The 14,884-nt window shown below is 38.9% G+C and carries 14 protein-coding genes; all 14 read left to right on the top strand.

Going from position 1 to position 14,884, the window contains the following annotated elements:
• Positions 1–8 precede the first annotated feature (8 nt).
• The 14 genes from mgsA to CWS20_RS19190 all read left to right on the top strand — a co-directional run bounded on the left by mgsA (position 9) and on the right by CWS20_RS19190 (position 14,872).
• Positions 9–410: a methylglyoxal synthase gene (gene mgsA / locus CWS20_RS19255; protein WP_066200535.1), complete on the top strand. Its 402-nt coding sequence runs from the start codon at positions 9–11 to the stop codon at positions 408–410.
• A gap of 6 nt (positions 411–416) precedes the next feature.
• Entirely contained in the window at positions 417–1,127 is a 711-nt protein-coding gene (gene bshB1, locus CWS20_RS19250; RefSeq protein WP_066200532.1) for a bacillithiol biosynthesis deacetylase BshB1, read from the top strand.
• A gap of 1 nt (position 1,128) precedes the next feature.
• Positions 1,129–2,274, top strand: coding sequence for an N-acetyl-alpha-D-glucosaminyl L-malate synthase BshA (gene bshA, locus CWS20_RS19245; RefSeq protein WP_066200529.1), 1,146 nt, complete (start codon positions 1,129–1,131; stop codon positions 2,272–2,274).
• Positions 2,271–3,467: a CCA tRNA nucleotidyltransferase gene (locus tag CWS20_RS19240; RefSeq protein WP_066200527.1), complete on the top strand. Its 1,197-nt coding sequence runs from the start codon at positions 2,271–2,273 to the stop codon at positions 3,465–3,467. The genes bshA and CWS20_RS19240 overlap by 4 nt, the downstream gene beginning before the upstream one ends.
• Complete coding sequence (locus CWS20_RS19235; protein ID WP_066200523.1) at positions 3,452–4,432, top strand: biotin--[acetyl-CoA-carboxylase] ligase; 981 nt, start codon at positions 3,452–3,454, stop codon at positions 4,430–4,432. Before CWS20_RS19240 ends, CWS20_RS19235 begins: the two co-directional genes overlap by 16 nt.
• A gap of 962 nt (positions 4,433–5,394) precedes the next feature.
• Positions 5,395–6,228: a 3-methyl-2-oxobutanoate hydroxymethyltransferase gene (gene panB / locus CWS20_RS19230; protein ID WP_066200519.1), complete on the top strand. Its 834-nt coding sequence runs from the start codon at positions 5,395–5,397 to the stop codon at positions 6,226–6,228.
• On the top strand, positions 6,228–7,076 hold the full coding sequence (panC, locus tag CWS20_RS19225) for a pantoate--beta-alanine ligase (protein ID WP_066200515.1): 849 nt from the start codon (positions 6,228–6,230) through the stop codon (positions 7,074–7,076). The genes panB and panC overlap by 1 nt, the downstream gene beginning before the upstream one ends.
• Positions 7,077–7,091: 15 nt before the next feature.
• On the top strand, positions 7,092–7,475 hold the full coding sequence (gene panD / locus CWS20_RS19220; RefSeq protein WP_066200513.1) for an aspartate 1-decarboxylase: 384 nt from the start codon (positions 7,092–7,094) through the stop codon (positions 7,473–7,475).
• A gap of 204 nt (positions 7,476–7,679) precedes the next feature.
• On the top strand, positions 7,680–10,484 hold the full coding sequence (dinG, locus tag CWS20_RS19215) for an ATP-dependent DNA helicase DinG (protein ID WP_066200512.1): 2,805 nt from the start codon (positions 7,680–7,682) through the stop codon (positions 10,482–10,484).
• A 110-nt stretch (positions 10,485–10,594) separates the two neighbouring features.
• Positions 10,595–10,765 carry a YpmA family protein gene (locus CWS20_RS19210; RefSeq protein WP_066200510.1) on the top strand — a complete coding sequence of 57 codons (171 nt, stop codon included), beginning with the start codon at positions 10,595–10,597 and terminating at the stop codon, positions 10,763–10,765.
• A 13-nt stretch (positions 10,766–10,778) separates the two neighbouring features.
• Positions 10,779–11,255 carry a cell wall elongation regulator TseB-like domain-containing protein gene (locus tag CWS20_RS19205; RefSeq protein ID WP_066200506.1) on the top strand — a complete coding sequence of 159 codons (477 nt, stop codon included), beginning with the start codon at positions 10,779–10,781 and terminating at the stop codon, positions 11,253–11,255.
• Positions 11,256–11,370: 115 nt separating this feature from the next.
• Positions 11,371–12,555 (top strand): pyridoxal phosphate-dependent aminotransferase, encoded by a 1,185-nt coding sequence (locus CWS20_RS19200; protein WP_066201846.1) that lies wholly within the window; start codon positions 11,371–11,373, stop codon positions 12,553–12,555.
• 186 nt (positions 12,556–12,741) lie between these two features.
• On the top strand, positions 12,742–14,034 hold the full coding sequence (gene asnS / locus CWS20_RS19195) for an asparagine--tRNA ligase (protein ID WP_083957518.1): 1,293 nt from the start codon (positions 12,742–12,744) through the stop codon (positions 14,032–14,034).
• A 130-nt stretch (positions 14,035–14,164) separates the two neighbouring features.
• Positions 14,165–14,872 carry a DnaD domain-containing protein gene (locus tag CWS20_RS19190; RefSeq protein WP_066200500.1) on the top strand — a complete coding sequence of 236 codons (708 nt, stop codon included), beginning with the start codon at positions 14,165–14,167 and terminating at the stop codon, positions 14,870–14,872.
• Positions 14,873–14,884: the final 12 nt, after the last annotated feature.

Here is a 14,884-nt window from a genome sequence, read left to right as displayed (position 1 = left end):
GGTGCCCAATGAATATTGCCTTAATTGCCCACGACAAAAAAAAGAATGATATCGTTCGGTTTGCCACAGCTTATAAAAACACATTAGCGATGCATCAACTGTATGCAACAGGAACAACAGGGCTTCGTATTCAAGAAGAAACAGGATTGGATATCCACCGGTTTCAGTCCGGACCAATGGGAGGCGATCAGCAAATTGGTGCGATGATTGCCCAAAATAAGATGGATGTTGTTTTGTTTTTCAGAGATCCTTTAACAGCACAGCCGCATGAGCCGGATATTAACGCATTAATCCGCTTATGTGATGTATATGCCGTTCCATTAGCGACAAATATGGGAACGGCAGAAGTAATTGTTATGGGGTTAGAACGGGGAGATCTCTCCTGGAGAGAAATCGTTAGCGGAGAGTGAAACAACATGGAAAGTATGAAATTAGATATTTTAGCGTTTGGCGCACATGCGGATGATGTAGAAATCGGAATGGGCGGCACGATTGCAAAATATGCAGCCCAGGGTCTTAGTATTGGGATATGTGATTTAACAGAGGCGGAATTATCTTCAAATGGAAATGCTGCTTTGCGTAAAGCGGAAGCAAAACAAGCGGCACAGCTTCTTAATGTAGAAGTTAGAGAAACTTTATGCATGAAAGATAGAGGTCTTTTTTTGAATCAGGATTATATTAGGCAAGCAGCTGAGGTGATACGAAAATATCGTCCTGCGATTGTATTTGCGCCTTATATGGCGGATCGCCATCCTGACCATGGAAATGCTGCTAGGATTGTAGAGGAAGCTGTTTTTTCCGCGGGTGTGAAGAAATATGAAACAACAGAAAAACATAATGCTCATAAAGTTAGACATATGTATTACTATATGATTAACGGATTTCATACTCCAGATTTTGTTGTGGATATTTCTGAGTTTATAGACAATAAAATTTCTAGCTTACAAGCTTACAGGAGCCAATTTGTAAAAACAGACGAATCTGTTGATACGCCGCTTGTAAATGGATATGTTGAGATGATTGAAGCAAGAGAGCGTTTATATGGGCAGCAAGTTGGGTTAAAATATGCAGAAGGTTTTAAAGTGAAGAAACCTATTATCATTGATAAAGATTTAATTGGAGTATGATATGAAAAATAAGAAATTAAAAATTGGAATTACTTGTTATCCAACAGTAGGTGGATCAGGGGTTGTCGCTACAGAATTAGGAAAAATGCTGGCGGAGAAAGGTCATGAAATCCACTTTATCTCATCCAGTCTGCCTTTTCGTTTGAACAGAATGTATCATAATATCTTCTATCATCAAGTAGAAGTGAATCATTATTCTGTCTTTCAATATGCACCATATGACATCGCCCTCGCCAGCAAGATGGCAGAAATTATTAAGAGAGAGAAGCTTGATTTACTGCATGTTCATTATGCCGTTCCACATGCGATTTGTGCCATATTAGCAAAACAAATGAGCGGCAGGGATGTGAAAATTGTAACTACGCTCCATGGGACAGATATTACTGTGTTAGGGTATGATTCCTCATTGTCTGATGCGATTAAATTTGGAATCGAGCAATCTGATGCTGTTACTGCTGTTTCAAACGCGCTTATTGCGCAAACCTATGACTTAATCAACCCTGATCAATCGATTATTCCTGTATATAATTTCATTGATCAGAGAATATACAGGAAACAGGATTCCACTTATTTACGAGAAGAGTTTGGCATCGCGAATGATGAAAAGGTTATTATCCATGTTTCCAACTTTAGAGGCGTAAAAAGAGTGCCTGATGTAGTAAAATCTTTTGCGAGAATCTCTGAAAAAATGAAGGCAAAGCTGCTTTTAGTTGGAGATGGCCCGCAAATGAATACAGTCGCACAGCTGGTTGAAAATATGGGTCTTAGTGAAAAAGTGCTGTTTTTAGGTAAACAGGATAATCTCGCAGAGTTATATTCCTTAAGTGACCTGATGCTGCTTCTTTCAGAGAAAGAAAGCTTTGGATTAGTCGCCCTTGAAGCAATGGCATGCGGAGTGCCTTGTATTGGGACGAATGTCGGCGGCATACCAGAAGTAATTTCAGATGGTGAAAATGGCTTTATTTGTGAGTTAGGCGATATTCATGGGATTGCCGACAAAGCTGTTGCCCTTTTAAATGATAAAGAATTGCATCAAATGTTCTCAGAGCATGCAGTATCGACTGTACGTACGTCATTTAACGCAAATAAAGTCGTATCAGAATATGAACAAATCTATTATCAACTTTTAAGCGGTGATGGTAAATGAATATAGCTTTTCAAAGGGCTGTTCCAATTTTAGAAAAGTTAGAGGACAATGGATTTGAAGCTTATTTTGTAGGAGGAGCAGTAAGGGATGCGATTATCGGAAGAGATATCTCGGATGTGGATATCGCGACCTCTGCTACTCCTGACGAAGTGAAGAAAATTTTCCTTAAAACCGTAGATGTCGGGATTGAACATGGGACTGTACTCGTTTTATTTCAAGGGGAGCCATACGAAGTAACGACATTCAGAGCAGAATCACAGTATGTTGATTTTAGACGACCAGCAGAAGTGAAATTTATTAGAAATCTTAAAGAAGATTTACAACGCAGGGACTTTACGATGAACAGCATTGCACTTGATAAGCATGGAGTGGCAATCGACCCGTTTTCCGGCATGGAGGCGATTAAACTTAAGCAAATCGTTACAGTAGGCAAAGCGGATGAAAGGTTTACTGAAGATGCTTTAAGAATGATGCGGGCATTGAGATTTCATAGTCAATTAAATTTTGACATCGAAAGAAATACATATGAAGCGTTAAAACATAATGGCCACTTGCTGCAGCATATAGCTGTTGAGCGGAAGCTGGTGGAATTTAATAAACTGTTGGTTGGCAACAATCGAAAGCAGGCATTACAGCACCTCGTTGATACTGGATTATACATATATTTACCTGGTCTGGCTGCAAAAGGGAAGCATATTTCCGCTTTGGAAGAATATGATTATGCCGGTTTAACTTTAGAAGAAATGTGGGCCTTTATTCTCTATGGATTAAAATTAACTGAACCCGAACGTAAAATTATTCTAAAAAGCTGGAGAATGCCTGCTAAAACGATAAAATATATCCTATCATTATCCGAATGGTTACATGATAGATTTACAGCTCATTTTAATAAGCAATCTTTATATCAAGCAGGAAAACAAAAAGCATTGAGTGCAAACAGAATATATGAAATCATCACAAAGCAAGAGCGATCTTCAGGTGAAGCGTTGATGGAGCAGTATCATCATCTTCCTATTAAGGACCGAAGCGAATTGCAGTTAACAGGTGATGATTTAATGGACTGGTTCAATAAACCTGCAGGCCCTTGGATTAAAGCTTGTATTGAAGAAGTGGAAGAGGCTGTTGTTTATAGCAAAGTGAAGAATACAAAGGATTCTATCAGGGAGTGGCTGTTACGATGCAATCAGAATTAAGAAAAAAGCTGTTGAATGCTTTTACTAATAATGAAGAGGAATACTTATCGGGACAAGCAATCGCAGATGTGCTCGGCTGCTCCAGAACAGCTGTATGGAAGCATATAGAGAGCCTGCGTAAAGAGGGGTTTGAACTAGAAGCAGTCAGACGGAAAGGATACCGCATCATAGGTACACCGGATAAGGTTATCGCTGATGAAATTAGTCTAGGTCTCAAAACAGAAGATTTTGGCAGATCAATTCATTATGAAGAGGTTGTTGAAACAACGCAGAAAGTTGCCCACCGCCTGGCGAATGAAGGTGCAAAAGAAGGTACCATTGTTGTTGCAGAAGAACAATCAAATGGCCGAGGCCGGATGGATCGTAAATGGGTATCACCAAAATACACAGGCATTTGGCTTAGTATTATTCTCCGCCCGAATCTTCCTCCACATAAAGCGCCGCAGCTCACGCTTATTGCAGCTGTGTCAGTTGTACAGGCAATAGAAGAAGTGACAGGATTATCACCTGAGATTAAATGGCCGAATGATGTTCTCTTAAATGGCAAAAAAATTACTGGTATTTTAACAGAAATGCAGGCCGATGCAGATCGGATTGCTTCTATCATCATGGGCATTGGCATCAATGTAAATCAAAGTAAAGAGGATTATCCGCCAGAGCTTCAAGATAAAGCGACTAGTCTGGCGATAGAAAAAGGTCAAAAAATATCAAGAGCTGAACTGATTCAGGCCCTACTTTTAAAGCTCGAAAACCTTTATAAAATTTACATTGAAAAAGGGTTTCATCCAATTAAACTACTTTGGGAAAGCTATGCTGTAAGCATCGGCAAGTATATAACAGCCAGAACATTAACTGGAGCAATCGCCGGCAAAGCAATTGGAATCACTGATGAAGGTGTACTCCTGCTTGAGGACGGGGAAGGTAAGACTCATCATATATACTCGGCTGATATTGAGATTGGATAAATAAGTAGGCATTCGCTGCAATCAGAAAACAGACAATTTTATAAGTGGTTGTGAGTGGGAAGCGGCTGTTTTTTCTTGTGCCAGTTAAAGGAGTGGCTCAAGTTTAAAATGGTCGTTTTTTGCGTACATGGCGCAAAAAATGCTAGACTTTTCGAGGAGCGGGGCAGGTGAACTCCATCTAATATTTATGACAACGAAAATCCTCTGGAATAACCGCTATTTATTCACCTAAAGCATTCGGTTCAAAATCCCTTCGTGTAAATAACCGCAATTTATTCACCTGAAGCATTCAGTCCAAAATCCCTTCGTGTAAATAACCGTAATTTATTCACCTGAAGCATTCGGTTCAAAATCCCTTCGTGTAAATAACTGCAATTTATTCACCTGAAGCATTCGGTTCAAAATCCCTTCGTGTAAATAACCGCAATTTATTCACCTGAAGCATTCAGTCCAAAATCCCTTCGTGTAAATAACCACGATTTATTTGCCCTTCGAATGAAGCTTGCTCCACATTCAATGCGGAGTAAGTCTAAATTATGCGGCAGAGCAGAAAACAACATCACTGTACTGCTTGGTAAATAGTAACCTAGTTTGCGAAAGCATCATATAGGCACTTTCAGCCCGCTGTCACAACAAAAATTAGGGGAAATGAATTGTATCGAAATTGTTGGTTTTTAATTTCTGAATAATCAGATAAACATAAAGAAATTTTTTATAGCCAAAAGTTTCTTATGTTTGTTATACTTTTGGTGGGCAGTATCATTTAGAACTGCACCTGTAAGAAAATCGATGTGATAAGTATAATCTGCCTAGATCCATTATGGACCAGGACAGAGGGATGAGACACTATAATGAGCGATTTCACAATCCTTCTGTATTTGCTATGGAAGGATTTTTATTATTTATTGACTCATTGTCATTGTTTCCATCGCCTCTTCCTAAAGAAAAAAGGAGGATGTAAGATGAAGCAAACAACAGATTTCGTAAAGATGAAGAACAATGGAGAGAAGATTGCTATGCTGACAGCATATGACTTTCCGGCTGCTAAGCAAGCGGAAAAAGCTGGCGTTGATATGATTTTAGTTGGCGACTCTCTCGGTATGGTCGTTTTAGGTTATGATTCGACCATACCAGTGACAATGAGCGATATGATTCATCACGCAAAAGCAGTGAAACGAGGGGCTGCCAATACATTCATTGTTGTAGATATGCCATTTATGAGCTATCACCTTTCAACAAAAGATACTTTAATCAATGCTTGCCAGCTTATTCAGGAAACGGGCGCACAGGCGGTTAAAGTCGAAGGTGGAGATGAAGTAATTGATCAAATAGAAGCGCTTACAAAGGCTGGGATTCCAGTTGTGGCTCATTTGGGCCTTACACCTCAATCTGTAGCGGTTCTCGGAGGATATAAAGTACAAGGAAAAAATGCCGCCGCCGCTTTAAAACTGCTTGAGGATGCAAAAAAATGTGAAACTGCCGGGGCATTTGCTATTGTGTTGGAATGTGTGCCACAGCAACTTGCGAAAGAAGTAACTTCGGCATTAAATATACCGACAATCGGCATCGGTGCTGGTCCTCATGCTGATGGGCAGGTCCTTGTCTATCATGATGTTCTTACTTATGGTGTCGATCGGGTTCCAAAGTTTGTAAAGCGTTATTTAAATAGTGAAGAAATGATGGAGGAAGGCTTAAGAGCCTATGTAAAAGAAGTAAAAGGCGGGCTTTTCCCTGAAGCACAACATTCATTTAATATGAAGGAAGAAGAACTTCTAAGTCTTTACGGGGGCAAATGATGAAAGTAATTTCGAAGATTCAAGAAATGCAGGATTATGTATTAACAATGAAGAAGCAAGGCAATTCTATCGGGTTAGTCCCGACGATGGGGTATCTGCATGAAGGTCATCTTACACTGGCAAAGAAAGCTAGACAGGAAAATGATCTCGTTGTCATGAGTATTTTTGTGAATCCGCTGCAATTTGGGCCGAAGGAGGACTTGAGTACGTATCCAAGAGATTTGGACCGCGATTTAAAACTTGCTGAAAATGAAAAAATAGATGTTATTTTTCATCCTTCAGTTGAAGAAATGTATCCTAATCCACCAGCTGTTTTAATGCATGTCGGAGACCGGACAGATGTTCTTTGCGGAAAGTCAAGACCAGGCCATTTTGATGGTGTAGCATTAGTGGTATCAAAATTGTTTAATATTATCCAGCCGGAGAGAGCCTATTTTGGGCGTAAAGATGCACAGCAAGTGGCGGTTATTGATTTAATTGTAGCTACTTACAATTTCCCAATTGAAGTGGTTGCTGTTGATACAGTTAGAGAAGAGGACGGTTTAGCTAAAAGCTCAAGAAATGTATTTTTGTCTGATGAAGAAAGGCAGCAGGCACCAGTGCTCTTTCGAAGCTTGGCTAATGCCCAATCACTCATAGAAGAAGGGGAAAATAACCCGGACAGCATCATCAAATTTATTAGTGAAGAAATTACCGAAAAGACAAACGGAAAGATAGATTATGTAGAAATCTATTCCTATCCAGAATTGAAGGAAATCGTTGAGCTGAAGGGGACAATTATTATTGCACTTGCTGTTAAATTCCCGAAAGCACGCTTAATAGATAATATAGTCATCACGAACGTATAGATAGGAGGAATTGTCTTGTTTAGGACAATGATGAACGGAAAAATTCACCGTGCCACAGTTACAGAAGCAAACTTGAATTATGTAGGAAGTATTACGATAGATTCAGATATTCTTGATGCAGTTGGGATGCTCCCGAATGAAAAGGTACAAATCGTAAATAATAATAATGGCCAAAGATTTGAAACTTATATCATTCCAGGCGAAAGAGGCAGCGGTGTCATCTGTGTAAATGGAGCGGCGGCAAGACTTGTACAAGAGGGAGATATCGTCATCATCATCTCATATGCAATGGTTGCCGAAGAAAAGCTCGCTTCTCATAAACCGAAAGTAGCAATTATGGCAGAAGGCAATAAAATGAAAGAATTAATGCATGCTGAACCCGCTCATACAATCATGTAACGGAAGAATGCTGGATAGGGAGATCTCCTATCCAGCTTTTTTATTTAGCAATAAGTTAACAAGTCAGAATGATAACGTGTAAAATGAATATTAGTTCCTTTCTAAAAAAAATCGCTTTATTTTGTTAAATTAAATGCCCGATAACTTTCTCTTTTCTTCTTTTTATGATACCGTTTGATTGACAGAATGTTAGAGGTGTAAGCCATGAGTAATAAATATGTCGTCATTGATTTAGAAACGACAGGAAATGCCCCTAAAAAAGGCGATAAAATGATACAATTTGCAGCGGTTGTTGTAGAAAATGGAGAAATAATTGATCAATTTTCTTCGCTTATTCAACCGAATCAAAGCATTCCTCCCTTTATTGAAGAGTTAACAGGATTAACTGATGACATGGTAAAGGGTGCCCCGACTTTTGATGAAATAGCCCCGAAAGTGTTAAAGATGCTGGACGGAGCTTATTTTGTTGCCCATAATGTGCTATTTGATTTGTCCTTTTTACAGGAAGAATTGATAGATGCAGGCTATAACGGATTTTATGGGCCTGTTCTCGACACAGTAGAGCTGGCGCGAATTTTGTTGCCTAGCGAGGACAGCTACAAGCTTTCAGATTTAGCTAATCAATTCGGCTTAAATCATGATCGGCCGCATCAGGCAGATAGTGATGCATATGTTACTGCAGAGCTATTATTAATATTGGAAAAGAAACTAAAATATTTACCTGTACAAACGATCAAACAGCTACATAAATTATCTGGCGGACTAAAGAGTGATTTAGATATATATTTGGATGAGTTGATACAATGGAAGGAAGCGACACTTGAAGCTTTACCGGATCATTTAGAAATATATCAAGGAATTGCATTAAGGAAAGCGGAACAAAAGTCTGAGAAGCCGACTTATGTAAAACAAATAGATTTCCCTACAATGACTGAAGATAAAACGGCGTTATTTAAAAAAGCCTTTCCTTTATTTGAAATCAGAGAAGGGCAATTCTCCATGATGGATGCAGTATACGCTGCATTTGGCAATGAACAGCATAGCTTAATAGAAGCAGGGACAGGTGTAGGCAAGTCGCTTGCCTATTTAATCCCATCTGTTATGTATGCAGTTCAAAATAATGATCGGATTGTCATTAGTACATATACAACGCAGCTGCAGGATCAGCTGCTTCATAAAGATTTGCCGCTATTAAAGAAGATGCTGCCATTTTCTGTAGAAGCTGTTGTTTTAAAGGGGAGAAGCCATTATTTAAGCCTGCAAAAGTTTGTCGCATCATTGAATGAACTGGATGACAATTATGATACGAACTTAACGAAAATGCAAATTCTCATATGGCTAACAGAAACAGCTACAGGAGATATGGATGAATTAAATTTATCTAGCGGCGGAATGATTTATTGGAATCATATTAAGAATGATGAAACAGTCTTTTTAACTGAAAAATCTTGGATAAATAAAGATTTTTATTATAAAGCGAGAAATCAAGCGCAAAAGGCAGATTTAATCATTACTAATCACAGCATGCTGCTGACCGATTTAGCGTCAGACCACTCTATATTGCCAAGTTATCAGCACGCTATCATTGATGAGGGTCATCATTTTGTAAAGGCCGCAGGTCCCCACTTCGGACTTAGCCTTGATTACTTAAATGTAAGGCTTATTCTTAGTCAAATCGGCACGCTTGAGCATCGTCAGCTTTTATTTAAACTTGAAAAATTACTGGAAGAAACTGATGTGAAGGATGATTCTCTGCTTCATTCATTCGAAATGAATGAATTGATGGTCGAGCTGCTTTTTGAGATGGACGAATTCTTCCGGTTAATTGGCACGGTTGCAAAAAACCGCAAGAAGGGGAAAAAAGGTGTCAACCGCCTGAAAATAGGTCTTAATCAAGCTGATCAAGACAGCAGTCAAAAATTGCTGGTTGGCAAGGCAGAAAGATTTTATTTTTTAACTAAAGATGCTGTCGAAGCGTTGGGAAATCGGTTGAACTATCTAAAAAAACAAGTCGCGCAATTACATGATAAGAGCAGGGCTTTTTTAGAAGAGTTAACTTCAAGCGTCGAAGATTTGAAATTGGTCATGGATTCAGTGAAAGCACTGTTCATGACATCACCTCATGAGCAGGTAACATGGATAGAAATCGACTTAAGAGCGATGCAGAACGTAACGACCGTTTATTCGGAGCCATTGAATGTCGCAAGTCTGCTTAGTGAACGATTCTTTGACCGAAAGCGAAGCATTGTTCTTGCCTCAGCGACAATGACGATTAAAGGCTCTTTTTCATATATGTTAAAAGAGTTAGGCTTAAAAGAGGAAGAATGCAAGCTTGTGAAAATTGAATCCCCGTTTGATTATGACAAGCAGGTGAAATTCATTATTCCAGAAGATTTACCTGATATTAAGGCTGTGCCAATGGAAGAATATGTAGCTTCTATTTCAGAACAAATTATATCCATTGCAGAAGCGACAAAGGGCAGGATGCTCATTTTGTTTACTTCATATGAAATGTTGAGAGACACTCATCAGTTGATTAAGGAATCCGGTTTTCTAGATGATTTTGCTATTTTCGCCCAAGGGATATCAGGGGGAAGCCGTTCGCGGTTGACCAGGAATTTTCAGCGGTTTGAGAAGGCGATTCTTCTTGGTACAAGCAGTTTTTGGGAGGGTGTCGATATTCCTGGGGAGGATTTATCCTGTTTAATCATCGTTCGACTTCCATTTTCACCTCCGGATGATCCAATGACTGAAGCAAAGTCGAAAAAAATTCAAGCAGAAGGCGGCAGTCCATTTTCACAATTTGCCTTGCCTGAAGCTGTTATCCGTTTTAAACAAGGCTTTGGCAGACTGATCCGTACAAAGTCAGATAAAGGGTTAATTATCGTTTTTGACAGAAGAATTGTAACAACCAGCTATGGGAAGGCTTTTCTTCAATCTGTGCCTGCAGTGAAGGCCGAACAAAAATCAATTAACGAAACTATAAAGCTCATAGACGAATGGCTATAAAAATTTACTAAAAATATGGTGTCGATATTTATGACTGCCACTATTACTGTTATACTATTAAGGTAGAGTTTAAAATGTAGCTTGGTAAGTTTCAAGGAGGAAATTTGCACATGGAAAGCAAGATAGAAGTATTATCAACAGTAACAATCCAAAACAGTCCGGATTTATATAAAATTGTCGATTCATTGAATCGAACATTAAAGCGGGAAGATTTAATGTTCGGTTTAGCATTGGACAAGGAAGATCAAAATAAAGCGGTTTTTACAATCTACCGTACATAAGTAGAGTGATGATATGAAGAAAATAATAATAATCAGTATGATTGTTGTCGTAGTCATGATTGGCTTGTCTGGCAAAGTTTATATGAATGCTGTTGAACCGGTGAAAGATGTGAAAGCCGAGGCAGTAAAAAGGGCGGAAAAAGAAGTAAACTTAACGGACACCAATAGGTTCTCTTTATATAATGGTAATGAAACAATATATGTAATAGATGGCAAATTGAAAAATGGTGATGACGTATATGCCTGGGTTCCGGAGGGCAAAGGTGATATTACGGTTAAAAAGAAAACAGATGGCATTTCAAAGGAAGAAGCCGTTCAATCACTTTTAAATGAGAAAAAACCGACCGAGATTATTGCTGTACGTTTAGGGATGGAAAAAAATATTCCTTTATGGGAAATCTCCTATCGCACTGAAGGCAATTTACTCAATTATTATATGATTGATTTTGAGACAGGTAAGGAACGGCTCAAAATCATTGAAAATCTATAAACATATACAGTGGGAATATAGCAATTGTTATTCTATCCGGAGATGTTTTCTGCATCAAAAAATATCACTGGTTTAATTATATTTAAGATAATTATTTGGAGGCATTAATATGAACATTCAATTAGCGCAGCGTGTAAAATCATTAACCCCATCAACGACATTGGCGATAACTGCCAAGGCTAAAGAACTTAAAGCTCAAGGTCATGATGTTATTGGTCTTGGCGCTGGAGAGCCTGACTATAACACACCTCAGCATATTATCGATGCCGCAGTACAATCAATGAATGAAGGCCAGACAAAATACACTGCTGCTTCCGGTTTGCCGACATTAAAAGCAGAAATCTCGAAAAAATTTAAACAAGATCAAGGAATTGACATTGATCCGGCAGATATCATTGTGACAAGTGGCGCTAAACATGCACTTTATACGCTGTTTCAAGTGATATTAGATGAAGGGGATGAAGTAATCATCCCAATTCCTTACTGGGTCAGCTATCCGGAGCAAGTGAAGCTTGCAGGCGGCGTGCCGGTTTACGTTGAAGGTAAGGAAGAAAATGAATATAAGATCACTGCCGAACAATTGGCAGAAGCAATTACAGAAAAAACAAAAGCTGTGATTATCAATTCACCTAGCAACCCTACTGGAATGCTTTATAGCGAGGAAGAATTAACAGCATTGGGAGAGCTTTGCTTAAAGCATGATGTTCTTATTATTTCCGATGAAATTTATGAAAAACTTACTTACAGCGGTCATAAGCATGTATCAATTGCACAAATTTCGCCAGAATTAAAAGAACAAACGATTATTATTAATGGTGTTTCCAAATCACATTCAATGACAGGTTGGAGAATCGGATATGCGGCAGGGAGTAAAGAAATCATTCAGGCGATGACAAATCTTGCAAGCCATAGTACGTCTAATCCAACGACTACAGCACAGTATGGAACAATTGCTGCATACTCTGGCCCTCAGGATACACTAGAGGAAATGAGAACAGCATTTGAGCATCGATTGAATGTTATTTATGATAAATTAATAAAGATTCCTGGGTTTACGTGCATTAAGCCGCAAGGTGCTTTTTATCTATTTCCTAACGTTAAACAAGCCGCTGAATTGACAGGCTATGCAGATGTTGATGCGTTTGCAAAAGGCTTATTAGAGGATGCAATGGTTGCAGTTATTCCGGGATCTGGTTTTGGCTCACCGAACAATATTCGTTTATCATATGCAACTTCTCTAGACCTATTAGAAGCTGCAGTAGAGCGAATTCATCAATTTGTTGAAAAAAAAATGAAATAATTCTAAGAAGACAGTTGTTTGAGAGAGCGGTTTAATGCCCGCTTTCTCTTTTTTCCCAAAGTGGTAGAGGAGTGCAGCCATAGCATCTCCTAAAGGCTAAGGCAGTTGCCTTTTTCGTCTTAAGAAGGGTATAATTAATAGCGATTGATATTGATGTGGAAATGTTTTGGAAGGGGTATTACATTGATTAAAACAACTATTTCTGAAGTTCATAAATATGTAGATCAAGAAGTGAAAATTGGAGCTTGGATTGCCAATAAACGTTCAAGCGGTAAAATAGCGTTCCTTCAGCTTCGTGATGGATCAGGATTCATTCAAGGAGTTGTAGTGAAGGCAGACGTATCTGAGGATATGTTTAAATCTGCGAAATCAGTCACACAAGAATCCAGTGTGTATGTCACAGGCAAGGTGCAAAAAGACGAACGTTCTCCGCTTGGCTTTGAATTGCTTGTAACAGGCTTGGAAGTCATTCATGAATCAACAGATTACCCGATTACACCAAAGGAACATGGAACAGAGTTCTTGATGGATCATCGTCATCTTTGGCTGCGTTCCCGCCGCCAACATGCTGTGATGAAAATTCGCAACGAAATCATTCGGGCTACATATGCATTCTTTAATGAAAATGGATTTTCTAAAGTGGACCCGCCAATTTTAACAGGCAGTGCACCTGAAGGTACATCAGAGTTATTTGCTACAAAGTATTTTGATGAAGATGCCTATCTTTCTCAAAGTGGCCAACTCTATATGGAAGCAGCAGCGATGGCATTAGGTAAAGTATTTTCTTTCGGACCGACATTCCGCGCGGAAAAATCTAAAACAAGACGCCATCTAATTGAGTTCTGGATGATAGAGCCGGAAATGGCATTTTATGAATTTGAAGATAATTTGAAAGTTCAAGAAAGCTATGTTTCTTACATTGTTCAAGCTGTATTAGATCATTGCAGTCTGGAGTTGAAAACACTAGGCAGAGATACGACCGTTCTTGAAAAAATTAAAGCGCCATTCCCGCGTATAACTTACGATGATGCCATTAAATTTTTACAGGAAAAAGGCTTTGACGATATTGAATGGGGCGATGACTTTGGTGCACCTCATGAGACAGCCATTGCTGAAAGTTATGATAAACCAGTATTTATCACGCATTATCCAACATCATTAAAACCTTTCTATATGCAGCCAGACCCGACTAGAGACGATGTAGTCCTATGTGCTGACCTCATTGCTCCAGAAGGCTATGGTGAGATTATTGGTGGTTCTGAACGTATTCACGATCATGCATTGCTGAAACAAAGGCTGGATGAACATAAATTAGATATTGATGCTTATAAATGGTACTTAGAATTGCGTCAATACGGCTCGGTTCCTCATTCCGGTTTCGGACTAGGTTTGGAGCGAACAGTAGCCTGGATTAGCGGCGTAGAGCATGTGCGTGAAACGATTCCTTTCCCAAGATTATTAAATCGTTTGTATCCTTAATAGAATCTTTCAGGAAAATCCGCGATTTGCGGATTTTTCCATTTTTAGGAGATCAAGAAGGAAAAGTTACCGGTTATTCTCCACACAAACAACTATAGGTTCATGATATACTGATATGGAGGTGTCCGAAATGGCAAAAAACACAATGATAAAATGGCTTCAGGAAGGAAATATTACAATTCCTGGAGTTTTATTGTCTCAATATAAAGAAATGAATTTAAATGAACAAGAGTTAATGCTGATTCTCCATATGATTTCCTTTATCGAAAAGGGGAATGAATTCCCTACTCCTGTTGATTTATCTGAACGCATGACCATACCGGTTTCCGAGTGTACAGATTACTTAAGAAAACTTATCCAAAAGGGATATATTGAAATTAAAGAAGTTTACAGAGAAGATGGTATACGTTGCGAGAAATATTGTCTCGATTCCTTATGGGATAAATTGGTCGATCAATTCCTTCTTTCTAAGAAGAAGGAAGAAGCTGTGAAGAACAGACAGAATGAGACAGAGCTATATTCGATTTTCGAAAGTGAATTTGGCCGCCCATTATCCCCGTTTGAATGTGAAACATTGGCACTATGGATGGATGATGATCATCATGAGCCTCAAATTATAAAAGCCGCATTAAGAGAAGCGGTGATGTCCGGAAAGTTGAACTTCAGGTATATTGACCGCATTCTGTTTGAATGGAAGAAAAACGGAATTAAAACGGTTGAACAGGCCATGAATCACGGCAAGAAGTTTCGACAAAATCAAACGCAACGCAGAAAAGAAGCTTCCCAGCCTGAAATCTCTACAGATAAAGTTCCTTTTTATAACTGGCTAGAACAATAAGATTGATGAAGT

The sequence above is a fragment of the Cytobacillus horneckiae genome (genome assembly GCF_002835735.1).
GTDB classification, from domain to species: domain Bacteria; phylum Bacillota; class Bacilli; order Bacillales; family Cytobacillaceae; genus Cytobacillus; species Cytobacillus horneckiae.
Note: the sequence above shows the minus strand (reverse complement) of the source record. Positions and strands in the feature narration are given on the sequence as shown.

Bases quoted from the DNA above. Each gene is read 5' to 3' on its own strand.
- mgsA (WP_066200535.1), top strand. From the start codon at position 9: ATGAATATTGCCTTAATTGCCCACGACAAAAAAAAGAATGATATCGTT.
- bshB1 (WP_066200532.1), top strand. From the start codon at position 417: ATGGAAAGTATGAAATTAGATATTTTAGCGTTTGGCGCACATGCGGAT.
- bshA (WP_066200529.1), top strand. From the start codon at position 1,129: ATGAAAAATAAGAAATTAAAAATTGGAATTACTTGTTATCCAACAGTA.
- CWS20_RS19240 (WP_066200527.1), top strand. From the start codon at position 2,271: ATGAATATAGCTTTTCAAAGGGCTGTTCCAATTTTAGAAAAGTTAGAG.
- CWS20_RS19235 (WP_066200523.1), top strand. From the start codon at position 3,452: ATGCAATCAGAATTAAGAAAAAAGCTGTTGAATGCTTTTACTAATAAT.
- panB (WP_066200519.1), top strand. From the start codon at position 5,395: ATGAAGCAAACAACAGATTTCGTAAAGATGAAGAACAATGGAGAGAAG.
- panC (WP_066200515.1), top strand. From the start codon at position 6,228: ATGAAAGTAATTTCGAAGATTCAAGAAATGCAGGATTATGTATTAACA.
- dinG (WP_066200512.1), top strand. From the start codon at position 7,680: ATGAGTAATAAATATGTCGTCATTGATTTAGAAACGACAGGAAATGCC.
- CWS20_RS19210 (WP_066200510.1), top strand. From the start codon at position 10,595: ATGGAAAGCAAGATAGAAGTATTATCAACAGTAACAATCCAAAACAGT.
- CWS20_RS19205 (WP_066200506.1), top strand. From the start codon at position 10,779: ATGAAGAAAATAATAATAATCAGTATGATTGTTGTCGTAGTCATGATT.
- CWS20_RS19190 (WP_066200500.1), top strand. From the start codon at position 14,165: ATGGCAAAAAACACAATGATAAAATGGCTTCAGGAAGGAAATATTACA.